This window comes from Ramlibacter alkalitolerans (assembly GCF_016722765.1).
GTDB classification, from domain to species: domain Bacteria; phylum Pseudomonadota; class Gammaproteobacteria; order Burkholderiales; family Burkholderiaceae_C; genus Ramlibacter; species Ramlibacter alkalitolerans.
Genome location: NZ_JAEQND010000003.1, coordinates 40,706 through 57,948 on the forward strand (window position 1 = coordinate 40,706; position 17,243 = coordinate 57,948).

Consider the following 17,243-nt stretch of genomic DNA (forward strand, 5'->3'; position numbering starts at 1 on the left):
GCCTTGCTGAACCTGCCTGAACGCATCACCCTGAGTGAAGTCGGCCCCCGCGACGGCTTGCAAAGCCTGGACCGGTGGATAGAGACCGACGTCAAGATCGCCATGATCGACCGGCTCTCGCGGGCCGGCTTTCCGGTCATCGAGGTGACGGGTTTCGTGCGCAACAGCGTGATCCCCAACCTCAAGGACGCGGAGGAGGTCTGCGCGCGCATCGAGCGCCGCCCCGGCACCGTGTACCGGGCGCTGGTGCCCAACGCACGCGGCGCCGAACGCGCGCTCGACTCCAGGCTCGACGAACTGCTGGGGCTGATCACCGTCAGCGAGACCTACCTGCGCAAGAACCAGAACATGTCGCTGCCCGAGGCCATCGACCAGGGCATCCGCTGTTTCCGGCTCGCCGACCAGGCGGGCGTGGGCTTCGTGATGGCCGTCGGCGTGGCCATGTGGTGCGCCTACGAGGGCGCGATCCCCGAGGACAAGACGCTGGGCGTGCTGCGCCAGCTGCGCGAGGGCGGCATCCGCCGTTTCTACGTGGCGGGCTCGATGGGGATGGAGGACCCCGCGCAGGTGGGATCGCTGTTCCGCCGCATCGCCCGCGAACTGCCCGACTGCGAAGTCGGCTACCACGTGCACAACCTGTCCGGTTGCGCCACGGCCAACGTGCTGGCCGCCGTGGACGCCGGTGCCAGCTTCATCGAAGGCTCGATCTGCGGCATCGGCGGCGGCATCGCGATGCCCACCAGCGTGGCTTCGGTGGGCAACCTGCCGACCGAGGACCTGGTGTGCATGTTCGAGGCCATGGGCGTGCGCACCGGCGTCGCGCCCGAGGAAGCGGTGGCGGCCGCGCGTGACATCGCCGCCATGCTCGGCATCGAGGCGCGCAGCCATGCGGCCCAGGTCGGCACCCGCGCGGAACTGCTGGAGCAGGGCCGCCACCATCCGCGCAATCCGCAGACCGCCTGAACCTGTCCCTTCCCCGTCCAACCCTTCCTGGAGACCCCATGAACAAGCTCTGGTTCGCTTCCCTCGCCGCCGCGACGGCGATCGCCGCTCCCTCCTTCGCCCAGGCACAGGACACCGTGCGCATCGGCATTGCGCTGTCGCAGACCGGCAACCTCGCCGACTCCGCCACGCACTACTGGCGCGGCGTGGAGCTGTGGCGCGACGAGGTGAACGCGCGCGGCGGCCTGCTGGGCAAGAAAGTGGAGTTCGTCGTCTACGACGACCGCTCCGACCCCGCCACGTCGGCGCGCCTGTACGAGCGCCTGATCACCAATGACAAGGTGGATCTCCTGATCTCCACCATCGGCTCGGCGCAGACCGCCACCGCGACGGCCGTCGCCGAGAAGCACAAGCGCGTGATGATCAACGGCGGCGGCGCGTCCGAGTCCATCCAGCAGCGCGGCTTCAAGTACATCTTCCAGACGGCGGCGCGCATCTCGGCCTACGTGGACGGCATCGACCCGTTGATGAAGAAGTACAACGTCAAGAGCATGGCCTTCGTCGCGCGCGACTACTCCGCGGCGCGCGACATGGAAAAGGTCGTGAAGGGCATGGCCCAGAAGAACGGCGTCGAGATGGTGATGGACGAGTACTTCCCGTCCGGCAACGTGGACTTTTCCTCGCAGATCGCGCGCGCCCGCCAGAGCAAGCCGGACCTGTGGGTTTCGGTGGGCTATCCGAACGAGGCGATCGAGATGACGCGCCAGTTCCGCGCCTCGAACTACATGCCGAAGATCTTCGTGCACAACGGCGTGGCGCAGGAGGACTACATCAAGGCCGCCGGCAAGGACGCCGAAGGCGCGATCGGCATGTCGCTGTACGAGCCCTCGCTCAAGACCGCCGGCAACGCCGAGTTCGTGAAGAACTTCAGCGGGCGCTACCACTACGAGCCGGGCTACTACTCCTCCTTCGGCTACACCGCGGTGAGCGTGCTGGAAGCCGCCGTGAAGAAGGCCGGTTCCTTCGACCAGGAGAAGCTGCGCAACGTGCTGACCACACTGAAGATGGACACCATCATGGGCAAGCACGAGGTGGACCCGAAGACCGGCATGCAGCTGGGCATCCGCGGCCTGCTGGTGCAGGTGCAGGACGGCAAGCGCGAGATCGTGTGGCCCGAGGAACTGAAGACGGCCGACGCCAAGCTGCCGCTGGCGGCCGCCGCGCGCTGAGCGGACGACCCATGGACAGCGGCAAGTCCCCACCGCTCGAGGTGCAGGAGCTGACGACCGGCTACGGCGACGTGGCCGTCGTCAGGAACGCCACCATGCGCTTCCCGGCGCGCCTGATTACCACCATCATCGGCTCCAACGGTGCCGGCAAGTCCACGGTGATCAAGGCCGCCGCCGGCCTGCTGCCGGCCTGGAAGGGCAAGGTGCTGGCCGACGGCGTGGACATCACCCGCGAGCCTGCGTGGCGGCGGGTGCACCGCGGCATCGGTTATGTGCCCCAGGGTCGCGTGGTCGTGCCCGAGATGACGGTGCACGACAACCTCGAGATCGGCGCGCACATCCTCAAGGGCGACCGCGGGCGCATCGAAGCGGCGATACAGCGCGTCACGCAGCTGTTCCCGGTGCTCGCGCAGCGCTTCGGCCAGCTCGCGGGAACCATGAGCGGCGGCGAGCAGCAGATGCTGGCCATCGCCCGCGCGCTGATGGCCAGCCCGCGCACGATCATCCTGGACGAACCCTCGCTGGGCCTGTCGCCGAAGTTCGTGGAGATCGTGTTCGAGAAGCTGCACGCCCTGCGCGACGAAGGGCTGACCGTGGTGATGGTGGAGCAGAAGGCTTCGCGCGCGCTCGCGGTGTCCGACTTCGGCTACGTGATGCACCTGGGCCAGGTGGTCTATTCCGGCGCCGCGGCCGAACTGGTGGAGAACGAGAACGTCAAGCGGCTGTTCCTCGGCCAGGTGCCGGAGGACATCCACCTGCTGCCCGAGGAAGCGGATGCCTGAACCCACGCAAGCCGTCGCGCTGCTCGACGAACTGCCCGAAGCGCTCGCCACCGGCGAGCAGCGGCACATCTACGCGGAGATCCGGCGGCTGTCGGCGGTGCCGATGGTTGCTTTGATCTACCGCCACCTGGCCACCATTCCCGGGGCGCTGGAGTGGGCCTGGAGCGTGCTGGAGCCGGCGCTGCGCGCGGGGGCCGTGCAGCAGGCGGCCTGGCAGCTCGCCAGCCGTGCGCGCGTGCCCCGACAGCCCGTCCTTCCCGTCGCGGCGCTGCGCGCCGTCGGCATCGTGGAAGCAGACCAGCGCGCGATCGCGCAGGTGCTCGATGCCTACAACCGCGCCAACCCGGTGAACATCGTGGCCGTGCGTTGCCTGTCGCTGCGGCTCGCCGGCGGAGCACCCCCCGCCAGCAGCGGCGTGCCGCCGCAGGACTGGCAGCCGCCGGCGGCCATCTCTTCGCTGCCGCCGATGGTGGATCCGCAGGCGATGCCGCCGGCCGTCCGCGCCGCGGCGCTGCTGCTCACCGATCGTGGCCGCACCGACGCGCCGTCCCCGCTGTGGCCCAGCCTGTACCGGCACCTGGCGCACTGGCCGTCCTTCCTGGGGCTGGCGACCGTCGTGGTGCCGCCCGAATTTGAGGCGATCGATGCGACGGCCGCCAGGTTGCGGCAGCAGGTGGACGATGCCGCGGCGACGCTCGCGGCGCAACTGCCGGCTTCCACGTCGCACCCCGCGCCTGCCGGTGCCGAGGCGCGCTGCCTGCAAGCCGCCATCACCCAGTTCAGCCCCCGCATCCCGGAAATGGTGGTGATCGGCAACCTGCTGCGCGGCGCGCTGCCGCCGGCATCCCCATGAGCCAAGGAGAGTCCCGCGTGGACAGCACCCTTTCTTCCAAGCGGCCCTGCAGCGATGCGGTGCGCCTGAGCGCCGACCAGGCCCTGCGCACCCGCCGCTCGGTGCGAGCCTTCCTGCCGACGCCGGTGCCGCGCACCGAGGTGGAGGAACTGCTGGCCCTGGCCAGCCGCAGCCCGAGCGGCAGCAACATCCAGCCGTGGAAGGTGCACGTGTTCTCCGGCGCGCTGCGCCAGCGGATCACGCGCGAGATCTGGGCCGCCCTCGACGCCGGCCGGGCCGGCGAGCACAAGCGCGAGTGGAACTACTACCCGCAGCAATGGCGCGAGCCCTACCTGGGGCGGCGGCGCAAGATCGGCTGGGACATGTACGGCCTGCTGGGGATCCCCAAGGGTGACTTCGCGCGCACCGAGGCGCAGCGGCGCCAGAACTACGACTTCTTCGGCGCCCCGGTGGGCATGATGTTCACGCTCGACGAGGACATGGAGATCGGCAGCTGGCTCGATCTCGGCATCTTCCTCGGCAGCCTGGCGGTGGCGGCGCGCGGCCACGGGCTCGATACCTGCCCGCAGGCCGCGTTCGCGGACTTCCACCGCATCCTGCGGCCGCTGCTGGGCATCCCCGACAACGAGATCATCATCTGCGGCATGGCGCTGGGCCACGCCGACTCCGACGCTCCCGTCAACCGGCTGCGCACCGAGCGCGCGGCGCCCGGGCAGTTCGCCCGCTTCGAAGGGTTCGAGGAATGAGCGGCATGGTGCAATTCGAGGGCACGGCCACCGTGCTCGGCGACGACGTCGACACCGACATCATCTTCCCCGCGCGCTACCTCGCCGTGCTGCGGCCGCAGGACCAGGCGCGGCACCTGTTCGAGCCGCTGGGCGAGGCCGTGCGCGAGCAGGTGATGGCCGGTGGCGTGATCGCTGCCGGCTGGAACTTCGGCTGCGGCTCCTCGCGCGAGCACGCGGTGACGGCCATGCTCGGTGCCGGCGTGCGGCTGGTCGTTGCCAAGTCGTTTTCGCGCATCTTCTTCCGCAACGCAGTCAACAACGGGCTGGCCGTCGTGATGAACGAGGAACTCGCCGGCGCGGTGCGCGACGGCGATGCCGTGCAGGTCGACCTGCGCGCCGGCCAGGCGCGCGTGGCCGGCGCCGGCCACGCCTTCCCGCCGCTGCCCGGGCCCGTGCTGGAGATCCTCGCCGCCGGCGGCCTGTGGGCCGCGAAGACCGGCATGACCGGAGCGAACGCATGAACGCGACCCTGGCAGAGAAGGTGATGGGGCGCCTGGCCGGCCGCGCGGTGCGCGCCGGCGAGATGGTGGAGATCGCGCCGGACTGGACCTTTGCCCTCGACGACGGCATCGGCCTGATCGACCAGAATTTCCGGCGCTACGGCGTGGAGAAGCTGGCGCGCCCGGACCGCATCGCGCTGTTCTACGACCACTACGCGCCCGCCGACACGCCGCTGCACGCGCAGATGCACCGCATCGGCCGCCAGCTGTTCGAGCGCTTCGGGCTGCCGCGCGAGCGCCTGTTCGACGTCGGCGCGGGCATCTCGCACCAGGTGGCCGTGGAAAGCGGCATGGTCCTGCCCGGGCAGATGCTCACCAACATGGATTCGCACACGATCACCATCGGTGCGGTGGGCGCGCTGGGCTGCGGCATCGGCGGCGCCGAGATGGCGTCGCTGTGGGCGCACGGCAAGCTGTGGTTCCGGGTGCCGGAGAGCATCCGCATCGACCTCGAAGGCACGTTGCCGGCCGGCACCTGCGCCAAGGATCTCGTGCTGTCCATCCTGGCGCGGCTCACCGCGCGCGGGGCGATCTACAACGCGATCGAGTACCACGGCCCGGCGCTGGCCGGCCTGTCCATCCCCGAGCGCATGACCCTGTGCAACATGGGCATCGAGATGGGCGCGAAGTTCGCCGTGGTGCCGGGCGACGCGGTCACGCGCGCGCACTTCGAGGCGCTCGGGATCGACGCTGGCGAGATGCCGGGGCCCGACCCCGGCGCCAGCTACCGCGTGCAGCACCGCTTCGACCTGTCGACGGTGGAACCGCTGGTCTCCGCCCCCAGCAAGGTCGACAACGTGCATCCGGCGGCGCAGTTCGCCGGCACGCGCATCCACCAGGCCTTCCTGGGCACCTGCACCAACGGCCGGCTCGAAGACCTGGAGCAGGCGGCGGCGATCCTGAAGGGAAAGCGGGTCGCGTCGGGCGTGCGCATGGTGGTCACGCCGGCCTCGCGCCAGGTGTATTCGCGGGCGATGCAGTCGGGCGTGCTGCAGGTGCTGCTGGACGCCGGCGCCACGATCACCACGCCGGGCTGCGGCGCCTGCGCCGGCATGCACCAGGGCGTGCTGGCGGCCGAGGAAGTCTGCATCTCCTCCTCGAGCCGCAACTTCCTGGGCCGCATGGGCCACCGCGACGCGCTGGTCTACCTGGGCTCGCCGGCCACCGTCGCAGCCAGCGCGCTCAGGGGCACGATCACCGATCCCCGCGCGGTCCTTTAGAGGGCAACTCGGGCAGCGGCACCATCACCGGCTGCCCCGGCACGGTGCAGCCGGTATCGCAGCAGCGCCCCGGCTGGCGGTTGCGCGTGATGGCGCGCTCCGGCTGGTGCAGCGCACCGCGTTCGAGCAGCCGCTCCACCAGTTCGACCTTGTTGCCCACCGGGTAGTTGCGCCAGATCTCCTGCTTCATCGCCGCCGGGGAGCCGCCGCCATGCAGGCTGATCAGGGAGTACCAGCCGCCCTGGTAGGACGCGGTGAGGTCCTCCATGAAGCGGGCCACCTCGATGCGCTTGTCGTACGGCACGTCGGGGTTGGCGCGCAGCACTTCGGACAGCTTCGCCGCGGTGGCCGGATTGTGGTCCTCGTCGGGGCCGGGCAGGGCGACGATCAGCCCGCCCGAGACCTCGTGCGCGAGGCGGTGCATGTCGTAGATCTGCGTGGCCAGCAGCAGCTTGCCGATGTTGCTGAACACCGGGTCGGGCATGAAGCTGCCGGTGTGCGGGTCCTGCGTCGCGTACACGCTGGCGGCCACGCCGCAGGCATAGAAGCCCTCCACGATCTTGATCAGTTCCACCATGGGCTCGCGCAGGTTGCTCTTGCTGCCGGGGTCCAGGCCGTTGGCTTCGCACATGAGGGCGGCAGCGCCGATCAGCAGGTCGCCGAAGCCGGCGCGCGCCGCGATGCAGCTGTGGCGGTGATGCGTGGCGTAGCTGTAGGTCAGCACGTGGCTGTGTTCCCACTCGGCGTCGAAGAACACGCGCTCCCAGGGCACCAGCACGCGGTCGAACAGGACGACGGCGGTGGCCTGGCCGTACTTGCGCGAGAACAGGGCGTCGCCGTGTTCCAGCTTCTCGCCGGGCCGGCCCGCGGGGCGCGAGACGATGGTCACGCCGGGCGCGTCGATGGGGAGGGCGCAGCAGACGGCGAAATCCGCGTCCTCGCGTCCCATGTTGCGCCCCGGCATGACCAGCAGTTCGTGCATGTAGGGTGCGCCGGTCACGATCGCCTTGGTGCCGCTCAGGACGATGCCCTTGGCCGTGCGGTCGACCACGTGCACGTAGGTGTCGGGGTTGCCCTGCTCGTGGGGCCGCTTGCTGCGGTCCCCCTTGGCGTCCGTCATGGCGATGCCGAGCGAGAGGTCGCGTTCCTGCACGTCGGCCAGGTAGGCCTCGAAGCGCGCGCGCAGCTCGGTGCTGCCGCGCGCGTCGTCGATGTGCGCCACCGCCTGCGCGATGCCGTTGAGGGCGTCGTGGGCCAGGTAGCGCTGCGCGCAGCCCGTTTCCTGGCACAGCACGCGCACCGCTTCCAGCTTGTTCAGGAGGTCGCCGGCCGCATCGTTGACGTGCAGCATGCGGTTGACCACGCGGTGCCGGCGCGACTGGGTGGCCAGCGCGATCGGCGCCATGGCGGGGTCGCGCGCGAAATCGTAGGTGTAGGCGAGGGCGTTGACGCCCGGCTGCAGCGCCGGTTCGTCGGCGACGCTTTCCACCCGGCGTCCGTCCACGTAGACGACGGGGCGGTACCGGCGCAGCGATTCGCGGTACTCGGCGCCCGTCATGAGGTTCGCGCGCGTCGGCGCGGCATCGGCGATGTTCATGGGCCTCCTGTGCTTGGCAAGCCTTGATTTGAACACTGTTCAATGTTTCGATCAACGATTAAGATGACGCATGACATCGCCCCGCCGAAGCTCCGGTCCGCCGGCGGCCGCGCGCGCCCGCGCAGCCCGCCAGAAGGCCATGACGGACCAGCGCCGCGCCCACATCCTCGATGCCGCGCGGGCCGCGTTCTTCGAGCTCGGGCTCGACGGCACGAGCATCCGGGAGATCGCCCAGCGCGCGGGCTACACGCCGGGCGCCATCTACAGCTACTTCGCCAGCAAGGAAGAGGTCTATGCCGCGCTGCTGGGCGAGTCGCTGCAGCGCCTGAACGCGCACGTCGCCGCAGCGCGCGACGGCACGGCGGCATCGGGGGCGGCGCTCGTGCGCGCGACGGCGAAGGCCTTCTTCGACTTCTACCGCGAGAACCCGCGCGACCTGGACCTGGGCTTCTATGTCTTCCAGGGCCTGCAACCGCGCGGCCTGACGCCGCAGCTGAACGAGGCGCTGAACCGCCAGTTGCGCAGCGCGCTGCAGCCGACCGAGGACGCATTGGCCGGCCTGGGCATGCGCCCGGAACTCGCCTTGCAGGAGGTGACGGCGCTGTTCGCCCACTGCGTGGGGCTGCTGGTCCTGAGCCACACGGGCCGCATCCGCATGTTCAACCAGGGATCGCAGGAGTTGTTCGACGCCTATCTCGAGCAGATGGTCGCCAGGGCGGCCCCGCGCCGGGCGCGGGCGCCCTCATAGCGGCCGCCGGCCTTCGGGGAAATGCTGCTGCCGGTGCGAGGCGGCGCGTGGCATATTGCCGCGATGGACCGGGTGCTCACGTCCACGGAATACCGGCTGCTCATCGAGCATTCTCCGGTGATGGTCTGGCGTGCGGGCGTCGACGCCAAGTGCGACTATTTCAACGAGACCTGGCTGCAGTACACCGGACGCACGATGGCCCAGGAAATGGGCGACGGCTGGGCCGAAGGGGTGCATCCGGAGGACTTCCAGCGCTGCGTGGCGCACTACCTCGCCCACTTCCACCGGCGTGAGCCGTTCGAGATGGAATACCGCCTTCGCCGCAAGGACGGCGTCTTCCGCTGGATCTTCGATCGCGGCGTGCCGTACAGCGACGACAGCGGCGTCTTCGCCGGCTACATCGGCAGCTGCGTCGATGTGGACGAGCGCCGCAGGGCCCAGGATACCCAGCAGCAGCACACCCGCGAGCAGCTGGCGCTCGCGCGCGATTTCGAACGCTGGATCCTCGCCATCGTGAGCCACGACATCCGCGATCCGCTGAACACCATCCAGCTGGCAGCGCACGTCCTCTCCCGGACCGCGGAGCCGGGCGGGCCGGCGAAACGGCAGGCCGAGTCCGTCGGCCGGGCCGTCGGTCGCATCCAGCACATCGTCGGGGACCTGCTGGATCTGTCGCGCGAGCGCGAAGGCACCGGCATCTCCGTCGACCGCAAGCCGACGGACATGCGTTCCATGTGCCAGCACATCATCGACGAGGTCCGCGCCATTGCCACCGACCGGCAGATCACCTTCGACTGCGAAGCCGATGGCCTCGGGGCGTGGGACGAGCATCGCATCCTGCAGGCGATCTCCAACCTCACGTCGAACGCCGTCCAGCATGGCAAGCCCGGCTCGCCGGTGCGCCTGCGCCTGACCGGGGACGCGCAGCGCGTCGCCGTCGAAGTGCACAACGAAGGGGCCATTCCCAGCGAGGTGCTGCCTCGCATCTTCGAACCCTTCCGATCCGGTCGCCACCACGGCGGGCGCGGACAGGGGCTCGGACTCGGGCTTTTCATCGCCAAGGCGATCGCCGTGGCGCACGGAGGCGGCCTGGAGGTGGACTGCTCGGGTGGCGCAACGACGTTCCGCCTGGTCCTGCCGCGCAACGGGGCGGCGGAGCGGGTCGCCGCCTGACCGGGCCCCCTGTCGCGTGGGCGATCAGCCGGCGGGCCGTTCCGACGCCTTGCCGGCCGCCTGTTCCTCGCGGCCCGTCGGCGTGGATTCGCGGGTGCGCGTGAGGTACGGCAGCACGCTGCTCGCGCCCTGGCCCGAGCGGCTGCCGGTGGGCGGCAGGGTGGCCTCGAACTCGAGCTTTTCTCGCTCGGCCTGTTCAGTGAGCTGCTGTGTGAGGGGCATGGCGGGATGGCCAGACAGGCAGGAGGCAGGGACGCCTGCAGCTTGGAATGCACCCCGGAACAGGTCTGTAGGACGAGGGCGCAACGCTGGTCCCGCACGGGTTTTCACCGGCGAAATTTCACGGAGCGCGCGACGGGGCGGCAGCGGTGTGCGAACCCTTGTCGTACAGGCCGGCCTGCAGCATGGAGCTGGATAAGGGTTGATCCGCCCATGTGCGGAAGGGCTGCTCCTTACAATGCTGCGACGCAATAGTCAACAGCGCGGGCGCCAGACCCGCCCAGAGGAGTCCTGTTCGTGACGAGCAAGAAAGCCAGCGGCGCCAAGCCGGCGCAGCGCATCATCAAGAAGTACCCGAACCGGCGACTCTACGATACCGACACGTCCACCTACATCACGCTCACCGAGGTCAAGCAGCTGGTGATGGACGCGCAGCCCTTCGTGGTGCGCGACGCGAAGACGAACGAGGACCTCACGCGCAGCATCCTGCTGCAGATCATCCTGGAAGAGGAAGCGGGCGGCGCCCCGATGTTCAGCGAGGCCGCGCTGGCCAACATCATCCGTTTCTACGGCCATGCGGCCCAGGGGTTCATGGGCAGCTACCTCGAGAAGAACGTCCAAGCCTTCACCGACCTGCAGGCGCAGCTGGCCGAACAGACGAAGAATTTCACGCCCGAGATGTGGACCCAGTTCATGAACATGCCCAATCCGCTGGGCCTCATGGGCAATTACGCCAGCCAGTCGAAGACGATGTTCGAGTCGATGCAGGAGCAGATGCAGAAGAACACCGAGCAGATGCTGGGCGCATTCGGCATCAAGAAATAGGTCTTTGCGCTTCAGGGACAATACGGGGATGAGCGACATTGCCGCCCCGGACACTCCCCTTTCTGCCTCGACGGCTCCTGCCGCTCCCAAGGTGGGCTTCGTCAGCCTCGGCTGCCCGAAGGCCCTGACCGACTCCGAACTGATCCTCACCCAGCTGAGCGCCGAGGGCTACACCACGTCCAAGACCTTCGAAGGTGCGGACCTGGTGATCGTCAACACCTGCGGCTTCATCGACGATGCCGTCCGCGAAAGCCTCGACACGATCGGCGAGGCGCTGTCCACCAACGGCAAGGTGATCGTCACCGGCTGCCTCGGCGCGCGCAAGGGCGAGGCGGGCGGCAACATGGTGGCGCAGGTCCATCCCTCGGTGCTGGCCGTCACGGGCCCGCATGCCACGCAGGAAGTGATGGATGCGGTGCATGCCCACCTGCCCAAGCCGCACGATCCCTTCATCGACCTGGTGCCGCCGGCGGGCATCAAGCTCACGCCGAAGCACTACGCCTACCTGAAGATCAGCGAGGGCTGCAACCACCGCTGCACCTTCTGCATCATCCCTTCGCTGCGCGGCGACCTGGTGAGCCGCCCGATCGGCGACGTGCTCAAGGAAGCGAAGGCGCTGTTCGAGGGCGGCGTGAAGGAACTGCTGGTGGTGAGCCAGGACACCTCCGCCTACGGCGTGGACGTCAAGTACCGCACCGGCTTCTTCGATGGCCGTCCGGTGCGCACGCGCATGCTGGAACTCGTGCAGGCCCTGGGCGAACTCGCCGAGCCGCACGGCGCCTGGGTGCGGCTGCATTACGTGTATCCGTATCCCCATGTCGACGAGGTCATCCCGCTGATGGCCCAAGGCAGGGTGCTGCCCTACCTCGATGTGCCGTTCCAGCACAGCCACCCCGACGTGCTGCGCCGGATGAAGCGCCCCGCCAGCGGGGAGAAGAACCTGGAGCGCATCGCCCGCTGGCGCGAGATGTGCCCCGAGCTCGTGATCCGCAGCACCTTCATCGCCGGTTTCCCCGGCGAGACGGAGGCGGAGTTCCAGCACCTGCTGGACTTCCTGCGCGAAGCGCAGATCGACCGCGCGGGCTGCTTCGCCTACAGCCCGGTGGAAGGCGCCGCGGCTAACGAACTGGGCGGCATGCTGCCGCAGGAGCTGCGCGAGGAACGCCGCGCGCGCTTCATGGCGGTGGCCGAGGAAGTGTCGGCGGCGCGGCTGCAGCGGCGCGTCGGCGCCGACATGCAGGTGCTGGTGGATTCCGCGCCGCCCCTGGGGCGCAAGGGCGGTGTGGGCCGTTCTTATGCGGATGCGCCGGAGATCGACGGCACGGTGAAGCTGCTGCCGCCGCAAAAGCTGAGCAAGCGCCTGGCGGTGGGCGAATTCACGAGGGCGAGGATCGTGGCCACCGACGGTCATGACCTGGTGGCAGAGCCGGTCTGAGGGGGCAGCGCCTCTCCCGTAGGCTGGCGGTGACGCGCGAAGCGCAGGGAACCCCAGCGCTTCTTCGCGCATCGCCGGGCTTGCGCTTCGTTCCAGCACCCGCCTACAAAGACAACATGGCTGCCAGCGGCGGCCTTATCATGCTCGATGGTTCGCGAGTTGGCGTGCAAGACGACCCGAACCTGGAGCCCAGAACGAAAAAGCCGGCTTCAGCCGGCTTTTTTGAGATGTTTGGTGCCCAGGAGAGGACTCGAACCTCCACGGAGTTACCCGCTAGTACCTGAAACTAGTGCGTCTACCAATTCCGCCACCTGGGCATTTCAGGAAAAAAAAGATTGTATATCAAAAACGCAGAGCGAAACAACGGCGCCGGGCTCCTCGATGAGATCGAGGGCGTGATCCAGGGACACCGCGACGGCCACGGCTACGTGGTCCGCGACGACGGCGAGGTCGACATCTATCTCCCCCCCAACGAGATGCGCGCGGTGCTGCACCGCGACCGCGTGCGCGCGCGCATCGTGCGCCAGGACCGCCGGGGCCGGCCGGAAGGCCGCGTCGTCGAGATCATCGAGCGGCCGCCGCATCCGATCATCGGCCGCCTGCTGCACGAAAGCGGCGTCTGGCTGGTCGCCCCCGAGGACAAGCGCTACGGCCAGGACGTGCTGATCCCCAAGGGCGCGACGGGCACGGCCAAGCCGGGCCAGGTGGTGGTCGTGGAACTCACGGAGCCGCCCAGCCTTTACGGGCAGCCAGTGGGCCGCGTCAAGGAAGTGCTGGGCGAGATCGACGATCCCGGCATGGAGATCGAGATCGCCGTGCGCAAGTACGGCGTGCCGCACGAGTTCTCCGAAGGGTGTATCGCGCAGGCGCGCTCGCTGCCGGACAAGGTGCGCACGGCCGATCGCAGGAAGCGCGTGGACCTCACGGACGTGCCGCTGGTCACCATCGACGGCGAAGATGCGCGCGACTTCGACGACGCCGTGTATTGCGAGCCCGCCAAGGTGGGCCGCGGCAAGGGCTGGCGCCTGCTGGTTGCGATCGCCGACGTGAGCCACTACGTGGAGACCGGCAGCGCGATCGACATCGATGCGTACGACCGCGCCACCAGCGTCTATTTCCCGCGCCGGGTGATCCCGATGCTGCCGGAGAAGCTGTCGAACGGGCTGTGTTCGCTCAACCCGCAAGTGGACCGCCTGTGCATGGTGTGCGACATGCTGGTCACCGGCGCCGGCGACATCCACGCCTACCAGTTCTATCCGGCGGTGATGTACAGCCACGCCCGCATGACCTACACCGAGGTCGCGGCGATCCTAGCCAACACGCGCGGCCCCGAAGCGACGCGGCGCAAGGAGCTCGTTCCGCATTTCCTCAACCTGCACGACGTCTATCGGGCCTTGCTCAAGGCGCGCAGCGTGCGCGGCGCGGTGGACTTCGAGACCACCGAGACGCAGATCATCTGCGACGAGAACGGCCGCATCGAGCAGATCGTCCCGCGCACGCGCAACGACGCCCACCGCCTGATCGAGGAGTCCATGCTGGCAGCCAACGTGTGCGCGGCGGATTTCATCCAGCAGGGCGAGCATCCCGGCCTGTACCGGGTGCACGAGGGGCCGACGCCGGAAAAGCAGGAACTGCTGCGCAACTACCTGAAGGCGGTCGGCGTCGGCATGACGATCGGCGACGACCCGAAGCCCGGCGACTTCCAGAAGATCGCCGAAGCCACAAAGGACCGGCCGGACGCGCAGCAGATCCACACCATGCTGCTGCGCTCCATGCAGCAGGCGATCTACACGCCGATCAACAGCGGCCACTTCGGCCTCGCGTACGAGGCCTACACGCACTTCACGAGCCCGATCCGCCGCTACCCGGACCTGCTGGTGCACCGCGTGATCAAGGCGATCCTGGCGCGCGAGCGCTACCAACTGCCCGTCCTGCCGACGCCGGGCGAGGCCCACGAGAAGCTGGCGCGGCGGCTGGCGCACGGCAAGGCGATGCACAAGCCGAAGAAGCCGCCGGCGTCGTCGCGCGAGGTGCAGGCCTGGGAAGCCGCCGGCCTGCATTGCAGCGCCAACGAGCGCCGCGCCGACGAGGCGAGCCGCGACGTCGAGGCCTGGCTGAAGTGCAAGTTCATGCGCGACCACCTCGGCGAGGAGTACTCCGGCACCGTCACGGCGGCGACGAGCTTCGGCATCTTCGTCACGCTCGATGCGCTGTACGTCGAAGGGCTGGTGCACATCACCGAGCTGGGGGGCGAGTACTTCAAGTTCGACGAGGCCCGGCAGGAACTGCGCGGCGAGCGCACCGGCATCCGCTATGCCATCGGCACGCGGCTGCGGGTGCAGGTGAGCCGCGTCGACCTGGACGGCCGCAAGATCGACTTCCGCCTGGTGCGCGAGGACGAGGAGTTCATGGCCCGCGCCATGAAGGACAAGGGCGTGTCCGGCCGCAGCGAGGGCGTGCCGGTCAAGGCCTCGGCCAAGCGCGCCGCCAAGAAGGCCGCGGCCGGCAAGCAGGCCAAGTCGCCGCTCGACGCGGTAAAGTCCGTCGCCAAGAAGGCGGCGGCAAAGGCGCGCACCGCGCGCAAGAGCCGCCGCTAGCGCGCAACTCACGCAGGGGACATCCATGGCAAGCAATCAAGCGGCGCCGGCACGCGTCGCCATCGTCACGGGCGGAGGCACCGGCATCGGCCGGGCCGCCGCGCAAGCGTTGCTGGGCGGCGGCTGGAAGGTCGCCGTCGCCGGCCGCCGGCCCGAGCCGCTGGCCGAGGTGGCCGGCCAGGCGCCGGAGCAGGCGATCGCGGTGCCGACCGACGTCAGCGACCCCGCTTCCGTCGAGGCGTTGTTCCAGGAGACGGTGAAGGCCTTCGGCCGCGTCGACCTGCTGTTCAACAACGCCGGCATGGGCCTGGGCGCCGCGCCGCTGGAAGACATCGCGGTGGCTGACTGGAAGCGCGTGGTCGACACCAACCTGAACGGGATGTTCTACGGCATCCAGCAGGCCTTCCGCGTGATGAAGTCGCAGGACCCCATGGGCGGGCGCATCATCAACAACGGCTCGATCTCGGCGCATGCGCCGCGGCCGCACTCGATCGCCTACACGGCGACCAAGCATGCGGTGACCGGGCTGACGAAGGCGGCGTCGCTCGATGGCCGCCGCTACAACATCGCGGTCGGCCAGATCGACATCGGCAATGCCATGACGGACCTGGCTGCGCGCATGGCCAAGGGCGTGCCGCAGGCCAACGGCGAGATCGCCGTGGAGCCGCTGATGGACGTGAAGATCGTCGGCGAATCGATCCTGTACATGGCCAACCTGCCGCTGGAAGCGAACGTGCTGTTCCATACGGTGATGGCGACGAAGATGCCGTTCGTGGGGCGGGGGTAGTTCCAGGCTGCGGTTTTCGCCGCTTCGGTAGGCTGGCGGTGAGCCGCGCCAGCGCGAACCCCAGCGCTGCGCGGAAGCCGTGAAGCGCTGGGGTTCGCCCTTCGGGGCTCACCGCCAGCCTACGAAGCCGCGTACGAAACCGCCAGCGCGCCCGCCGTCAGCGGACGATCCGCCGGCCACCGGTCCGCCGCCAGCCCGTGCAGGACCACCGCCGCACTGGCCGCCTCGAAGGCCGGCTCGCTTCCCATCCGCGCCGCGATCCAGCCGGCCAGCACGTCGCCGGTGCCCGCAATCGCCAACCGTGCATTGCCGGTCGGGTTGATCCGCACCTCGCCTTCGGGCGAAGCGATGACGGTGCCGGATCCCTTCAGCACCACCACGCTGGCGAAGCGCCGCGCCAGTTCGCGTGCGCTCGCGATCCGGTCCGCCTGCACCGCCTTCGTGTCCCGACCGAGCAGCCGCGCGGCCTCCAGCGGATGCGGCGTGAGCACGGTGGGCGCGCTGCGCCCCGCCAGCAGGGCCTGCAGCGGCGCATCCGCGGCGAGCGCGTTCAGCGCGTCGGCATCCAGCACCAGCGCGCGCGCGGCCAGCACGCGCGGCAAGGCGGCGCGCACCGCTGCGCCGCCGCCGCAGCCGCAGGCGACGCTCATCCCCTCCAGCGCGAGGCTGTCCCAGGGCCGCACCATCAGGTCCGGCTGCTGCGCATCGAGCGCGCCCGCTGCGGGATCGAGGAAGCCGACGAACACGCGGCCGGCGCCGTGGTGCAGGGCGGCGCGGCCGGCGAGCAGCGCCGCGCCGGCCATGCCCGCGGCGCCGCCGATCACCGCGACGTCGCCGTAGCTGCCCTTGTGGCTCGCGTGCCGGCGGGCCTGCGTCGGTGCTGGTCCCGACAGCGTCGCCGTGGGGCGCTCTGCGCCCGCGTCCACCTGCAGGTCGTCGAACCAGACGGTGCCCGCGGCGTCGCGGCCGTGCAGGGTGAAGAGGCCCGTCTTCAGCGCCAGCAGGCTCAGGGTGTGGGCCGCGCGGACGCAGGCGCCGGCGGCTCCGGTGTCCGCGTCCAGCCCCGAAGGCACGTCGACCGCCAGCACGGGCGCCGCTGCGCCATTCATGCATTCGATGTCCGCCAGCAGGGCGCCTTCCGGTGCGCGCGTGCTGCCGATCCCGAGCAGGCCGTCGAGCGCGAGGTCCCAGCTCGGGGGTGGCTGCGAAGCGAAGCGCACGCCGGCATCGCGCGCACGCTGCAAGGCTGCCCGCGCGTCGCCGGGCATGCGGGTCTCGTCCCCGCGCCAGGTCACTACCGGCTCCTTGCCCCAGCGCTGCAGGTGCAGCGCGGCCTCGAAGCCGTCGCCGCCGTTGTTGCCGGGCCCGCAGGCGACCCAGACCGTGCGCGCGTGCGGGGCGAGGGCGAGAGCGAGCCGCGCGACGGCGAGCCCCGCCCGCTGCATCAACGCCTGGGCGGGCAGGGCGGCCGCGGCGGCCGCTTCGATCCGCCGCGTCGCCGCCACGCCATGGAGCGCCCAGGGGCGGTCGGGAGCGACGCGCTGCATG

General features: G+C 69.7%; 16 protein-coding genes and 1 tRNA gene. 13 read left to right on the plus strand and 4 right to left on the minus strand.

The features are described from left to right. Nucleotides 1–3 precede the first annotated feature (3 nt). Genes JI746_RS05525 through JI746_RS05555 form a run of 7 tightly spaced genes read left to right on the plus strand, consistent with a single transcriptional unit; the run spans nucleotide 4 to nucleotide 6,314 of the window. Nucleotides 4–963: a beta/alpha barrel domain-containing protein gene (locus tag JI746_RS05525; protein WP_201687817.1), complete on the plus strand. Its 960-nt coding sequence runs from the start codon at nucleotides 4–6 to the stop codon at nucleotides 961–963. 38 nt (nucleotides 964–1,001) lie between these two features. After that, nucleotides 1,002–2,171, plus strand: coding sequence for an amino acid ABC transporter substrate-binding protein (locus JI746_RS05530; protein ID WP_201687818.1), 1,170 nt, complete (start codon nucleotides 1,002–1,004; stop codon nucleotides 2,169–2,171). Nucleotides 2,172–2,182: 11 nt separating this feature from the next. Beyond that, complete coding sequence (locus JI746_RS05535) at nucleotides 2,183–2,953, plus strand: ABC transporter ATP-binding protein (protein ID WP_201687819.1); 771 nt, start codon at nucleotides 2,183–2,185, stop codon at nucleotides 2,951–2,953. Beyond that, nucleotides 2,946–3,806, plus strand: coding sequence for a hypothetical protein (locus JI746_RS05540; RefSeq protein WP_201687820.1), 861 nt, complete (start codon nucleotides 2,946–2,948; stop codon nucleotides 3,804–3,806). The genes JI746_RS05535 and JI746_RS05540 overlap by 8 nt, the downstream gene beginning before the upstream one ends. 17 nt (nucleotides 3,807–3,823) lie before the next feature. Beyond that, entirely contained in the window at nucleotides 3,824–4,552 is a 729-nt protein-coding gene (locus JI746_RS05545; protein WP_330892950.1) for a nitroreductase, read from the plus strand. A 5-nt stretch (nucleotides 4,553–4,557) separates the two neighbouring features. Further along, nucleotides 4,558–5,055, plus strand: a complete 498-nt coding sequence (locus JI746_RS05550; protein ID WP_201687822.1) for a LeuD/DmdB family oxidoreductase small subunit — start codon at nucleotides 4,558–4,560, stop codon at nucleotides 5,053–5,055. After that, the gene (locus tag JI746_RS05555; RefSeq protein ID WP_201687823.1) at nucleotides 5,052–6,314 is read left to right on the plus strand and encodes a 3-isopropylmalate dehydratase large subunit; all 1,263 of its coding nucleotides are present in this window, start codon (nucleotides 5,052–5,054) and stop codon (nucleotides 6,312–6,314) included. The genes JI746_RS05550 and JI746_RS05555 overlap by 4 nt, the downstream gene beginning before the upstream one ends. Here the strand turns inward: JI746_RS05555 and JI746_RS05560 are convergent. After that, on the minus strand, nucleotides 6,289–7,911 hold the full coding sequence (locus JI746_RS05560) for a 4-hydroxyphenylacetate 3-hydroxylase family protein (RefSeq protein WP_201687824.1): 1,623 nt from the start codon (nucleotides 7,909–7,911) through the stop codon (nucleotides 6,289–6,291). The genes JI746_RS05555 and JI746_RS05560 overlap by 26 nt on opposite strands. A 70-nt stretch (nucleotides 7,912–7,981) precedes the next feature. Here JI746_RS05560 and JI746_RS05565 point away from each other — a divergent pair, with 70 nt between their 5' ends. After that, nucleotides 7,982–8,659 carry a TetR/AcrR family transcriptional regulator gene (locus tag JI746_RS05565; protein WP_201687825.1) on the plus strand — a complete coding sequence of 226 codons (678 nt, stop codon included), beginning with the start codon at nucleotides 7,982–7,984 and terminating at the stop codon, nucleotides 8,657–8,659. 63 nt (nucleotides 8,660–8,722) lie between these two features. Beyond that, the gene (locus tag JI746_RS05570) at nucleotides 8,723–9,832 is read left to right on the plus strand and encodes a PAS domain-containing sensor histidine kinase (protein WP_201687826.1); all 1,110 of its coding nucleotides are present in this window, start codon (nucleotides 8,723–8,725) and stop codon (nucleotides 9,830–9,832) included. Between the two features lie 24 nt (nucleotides 9,833–9,856). Here the strand turns inward: JI746_RS05570 and JI746_RS05575 are convergent, their stop codons facing one another. Next, complete coding sequence (locus JI746_RS05575) at nucleotides 9,857–10,054, minus strand: hypothetical protein (RefSeq protein ID WP_201687827.1); 198 nt, start codon at nucleotides 10,052–10,054, stop codon at nucleotides 9,857–9,859. Nucleotides 10,055–10,348: 294 nt separating this feature from the next. Here JI746_RS05575 and phaR point away from each other — a divergent pair, with 294 nt between their 5' ends. Both phaR and rimO read left to right on the plus strand, forming a co-directional pair. Further along, nucleotides 10,349–10,876 carry a polyhydroxyalkanoate synthesis repressor PhaR gene (gene phaR, locus JI746_RS05580; protein WP_201687828.1) on the plus strand — a complete coding sequence of 176 codons (528 nt, stop codon included), beginning with the start codon at nucleotides 10,349–10,351 and terminating at the stop codon, nucleotides 10,874–10,876. Between the two features lie 28 nt (nucleotides 10,877–10,904). Then, nucleotides 10,905–12,311: a 30S ribosomal protein S12 methylthiotransferase RimO gene (rimO, locus tag JI746_RS05585; RefSeq protein WP_201687829.1), complete on the plus strand. Its 1,407-nt coding sequence runs from the start codon at nucleotides 10,905–10,907 to the stop codon at nucleotides 12,309–12,311. A gap of 232 nt (nucleotides 12,312–12,543) precedes the next feature. On the opposite strand, the gene JI746_RS05590 is transcribed toward rimO, so the two are convergent. Beyond that, a tRNA-Leu gene (locus tag JI746_RS05590) sits at nucleotides 12,544–12,628 on the minus strand. Between the two features lie 18 nt (nucleotides 12,629–12,646). Here JI746_RS05590 and rnr point away from each other — a divergent pair. Next, nucleotides 12,647–14,908, plus strand: coding sequence for a ribonuclease R (gene rnr, locus JI746_RS05595; RefSeq protein ID WP_201687830.1), 2,262 nt, complete (start codon nucleotides 12,647–12,649; stop codon nucleotides 14,906–14,908). Nucleotides 14,909–14,933: 25 nt separating this feature from the next. Then, a complete protein-coding gene (locus JI746_RS05600) occupies nucleotides 14,934–15,695 on the plus strand; it encodes an SDR family oxidoreductase (RefSeq protein ID WP_201687831.1) in 762 nt (253 codons plus the stop codon). 119 nt (nucleotides 15,696–15,814) lie between these two features. On the opposite strand, the gene JI746_RS05605 is transcribed toward JI746_RS05600, so the two are convergent. Then, on the minus strand, nucleotides 15,815–17,242 hold the full coding sequence (locus JI746_RS05605; RefSeq protein ID WP_201687832.1) for an NAD(P)H-hydrate dehydratase: 1,428 nt from the start codon (nucleotides 17,240–17,242) through the stop codon (nucleotides 15,815–15,817). Between the last annotated feature and the right edge of the window lies 1 nt (nucleotide 17,243).

What these genes read in the sequence shown, in the direction of transcription:
- JI746_RS05530 (WP_201687818.1), top strand. Translation starts at nt 1,002, where the DNA reads ATGAACAAGCTCTGGTTCGCTTCCCTCGCCGCCGCGACGGCGATCGCC.
- JI746_RS05535 (WP_201687819.1), top strand. Translation starts at nt 2,183, where the DNA reads ATGGACAGCGGCAAGTCCCCACCGCTCGAGGTGCAGGAGCTGACGACC.
- JI746_RS05540 (WP_201687820.1), top strand. Translation starts at nt 2,946, where the DNA reads ATGCCTGAACCCACGCAAGCCGTCGCGCTGCTCGACGAACTGCCCGAA.
- JI746_RS05550 (WP_201687822.1), top strand. Translation starts at nt 4,558, where the DNA reads ATGGTGCAATTCGAGGGCACGGCCACCGTGCTCGGCGACGACGTCGAC.
- JI746_RS05555 (WP_201687823.1), top strand. Translation starts at nt 5,052, where the DNA reads ATGAACGCGACCCTGGCAGAGAAGGTGATGGGGCGCCTGGCCGGCCGC.
- JI746_RS05560 (WP_201687824.1), bottom strand. Translation starts at nt 7,911, where the DNA reads ATGAACATCGCCGATGCCGCGCCGACGCGCGCGAACCTCATGACGGGC.
- JI746_RS05565 (WP_201687825.1), top strand. Translation starts at nt 7,982, where the DNA reads ATGACATCGCCCCGCCGAAGCTCCGGTCCGCCGGCGGCCGCGCGCGCC.
- JI746_RS05570 (WP_201687826.1), top strand. Translation starts at nt 8,723, where the DNA reads ATGGACCGGGTGCTCACGTCCACGGAATACCGGCTGCTCATCGAGCAT.
- JI746_RS05575 (WP_201687827.1), bottom strand. Translation starts at nt 10,054, where the DNA reads ATGCCCCTCACACAGCAGCTCACTGAACAGGCCGAGCGAGAAAAGCTC.
- rimO (WP_201687829.1), top strand. Translation starts at nt 10,905, where the DNA reads ATGAGCGACATTGCCGCCCCGGACACTCCCCTTTCTGCCTCGACGGCT.
- JI746_RS05600 (WP_201687831.1), top strand. Translation starts at nt 14,934, where the DNA reads ATGGCAAGCAATCAAGCGGCGCCGGCACGCGTCGCCATCGTCACGGGC.
- JI746_RS05605 (WP_201687832.1), bottom strand. Translation starts at nt 17,242, where the DNA reads ATGCAGCGCGTCGCTCCCGACCGCCCCTGGGCGCTCCATGGCGTGGCG.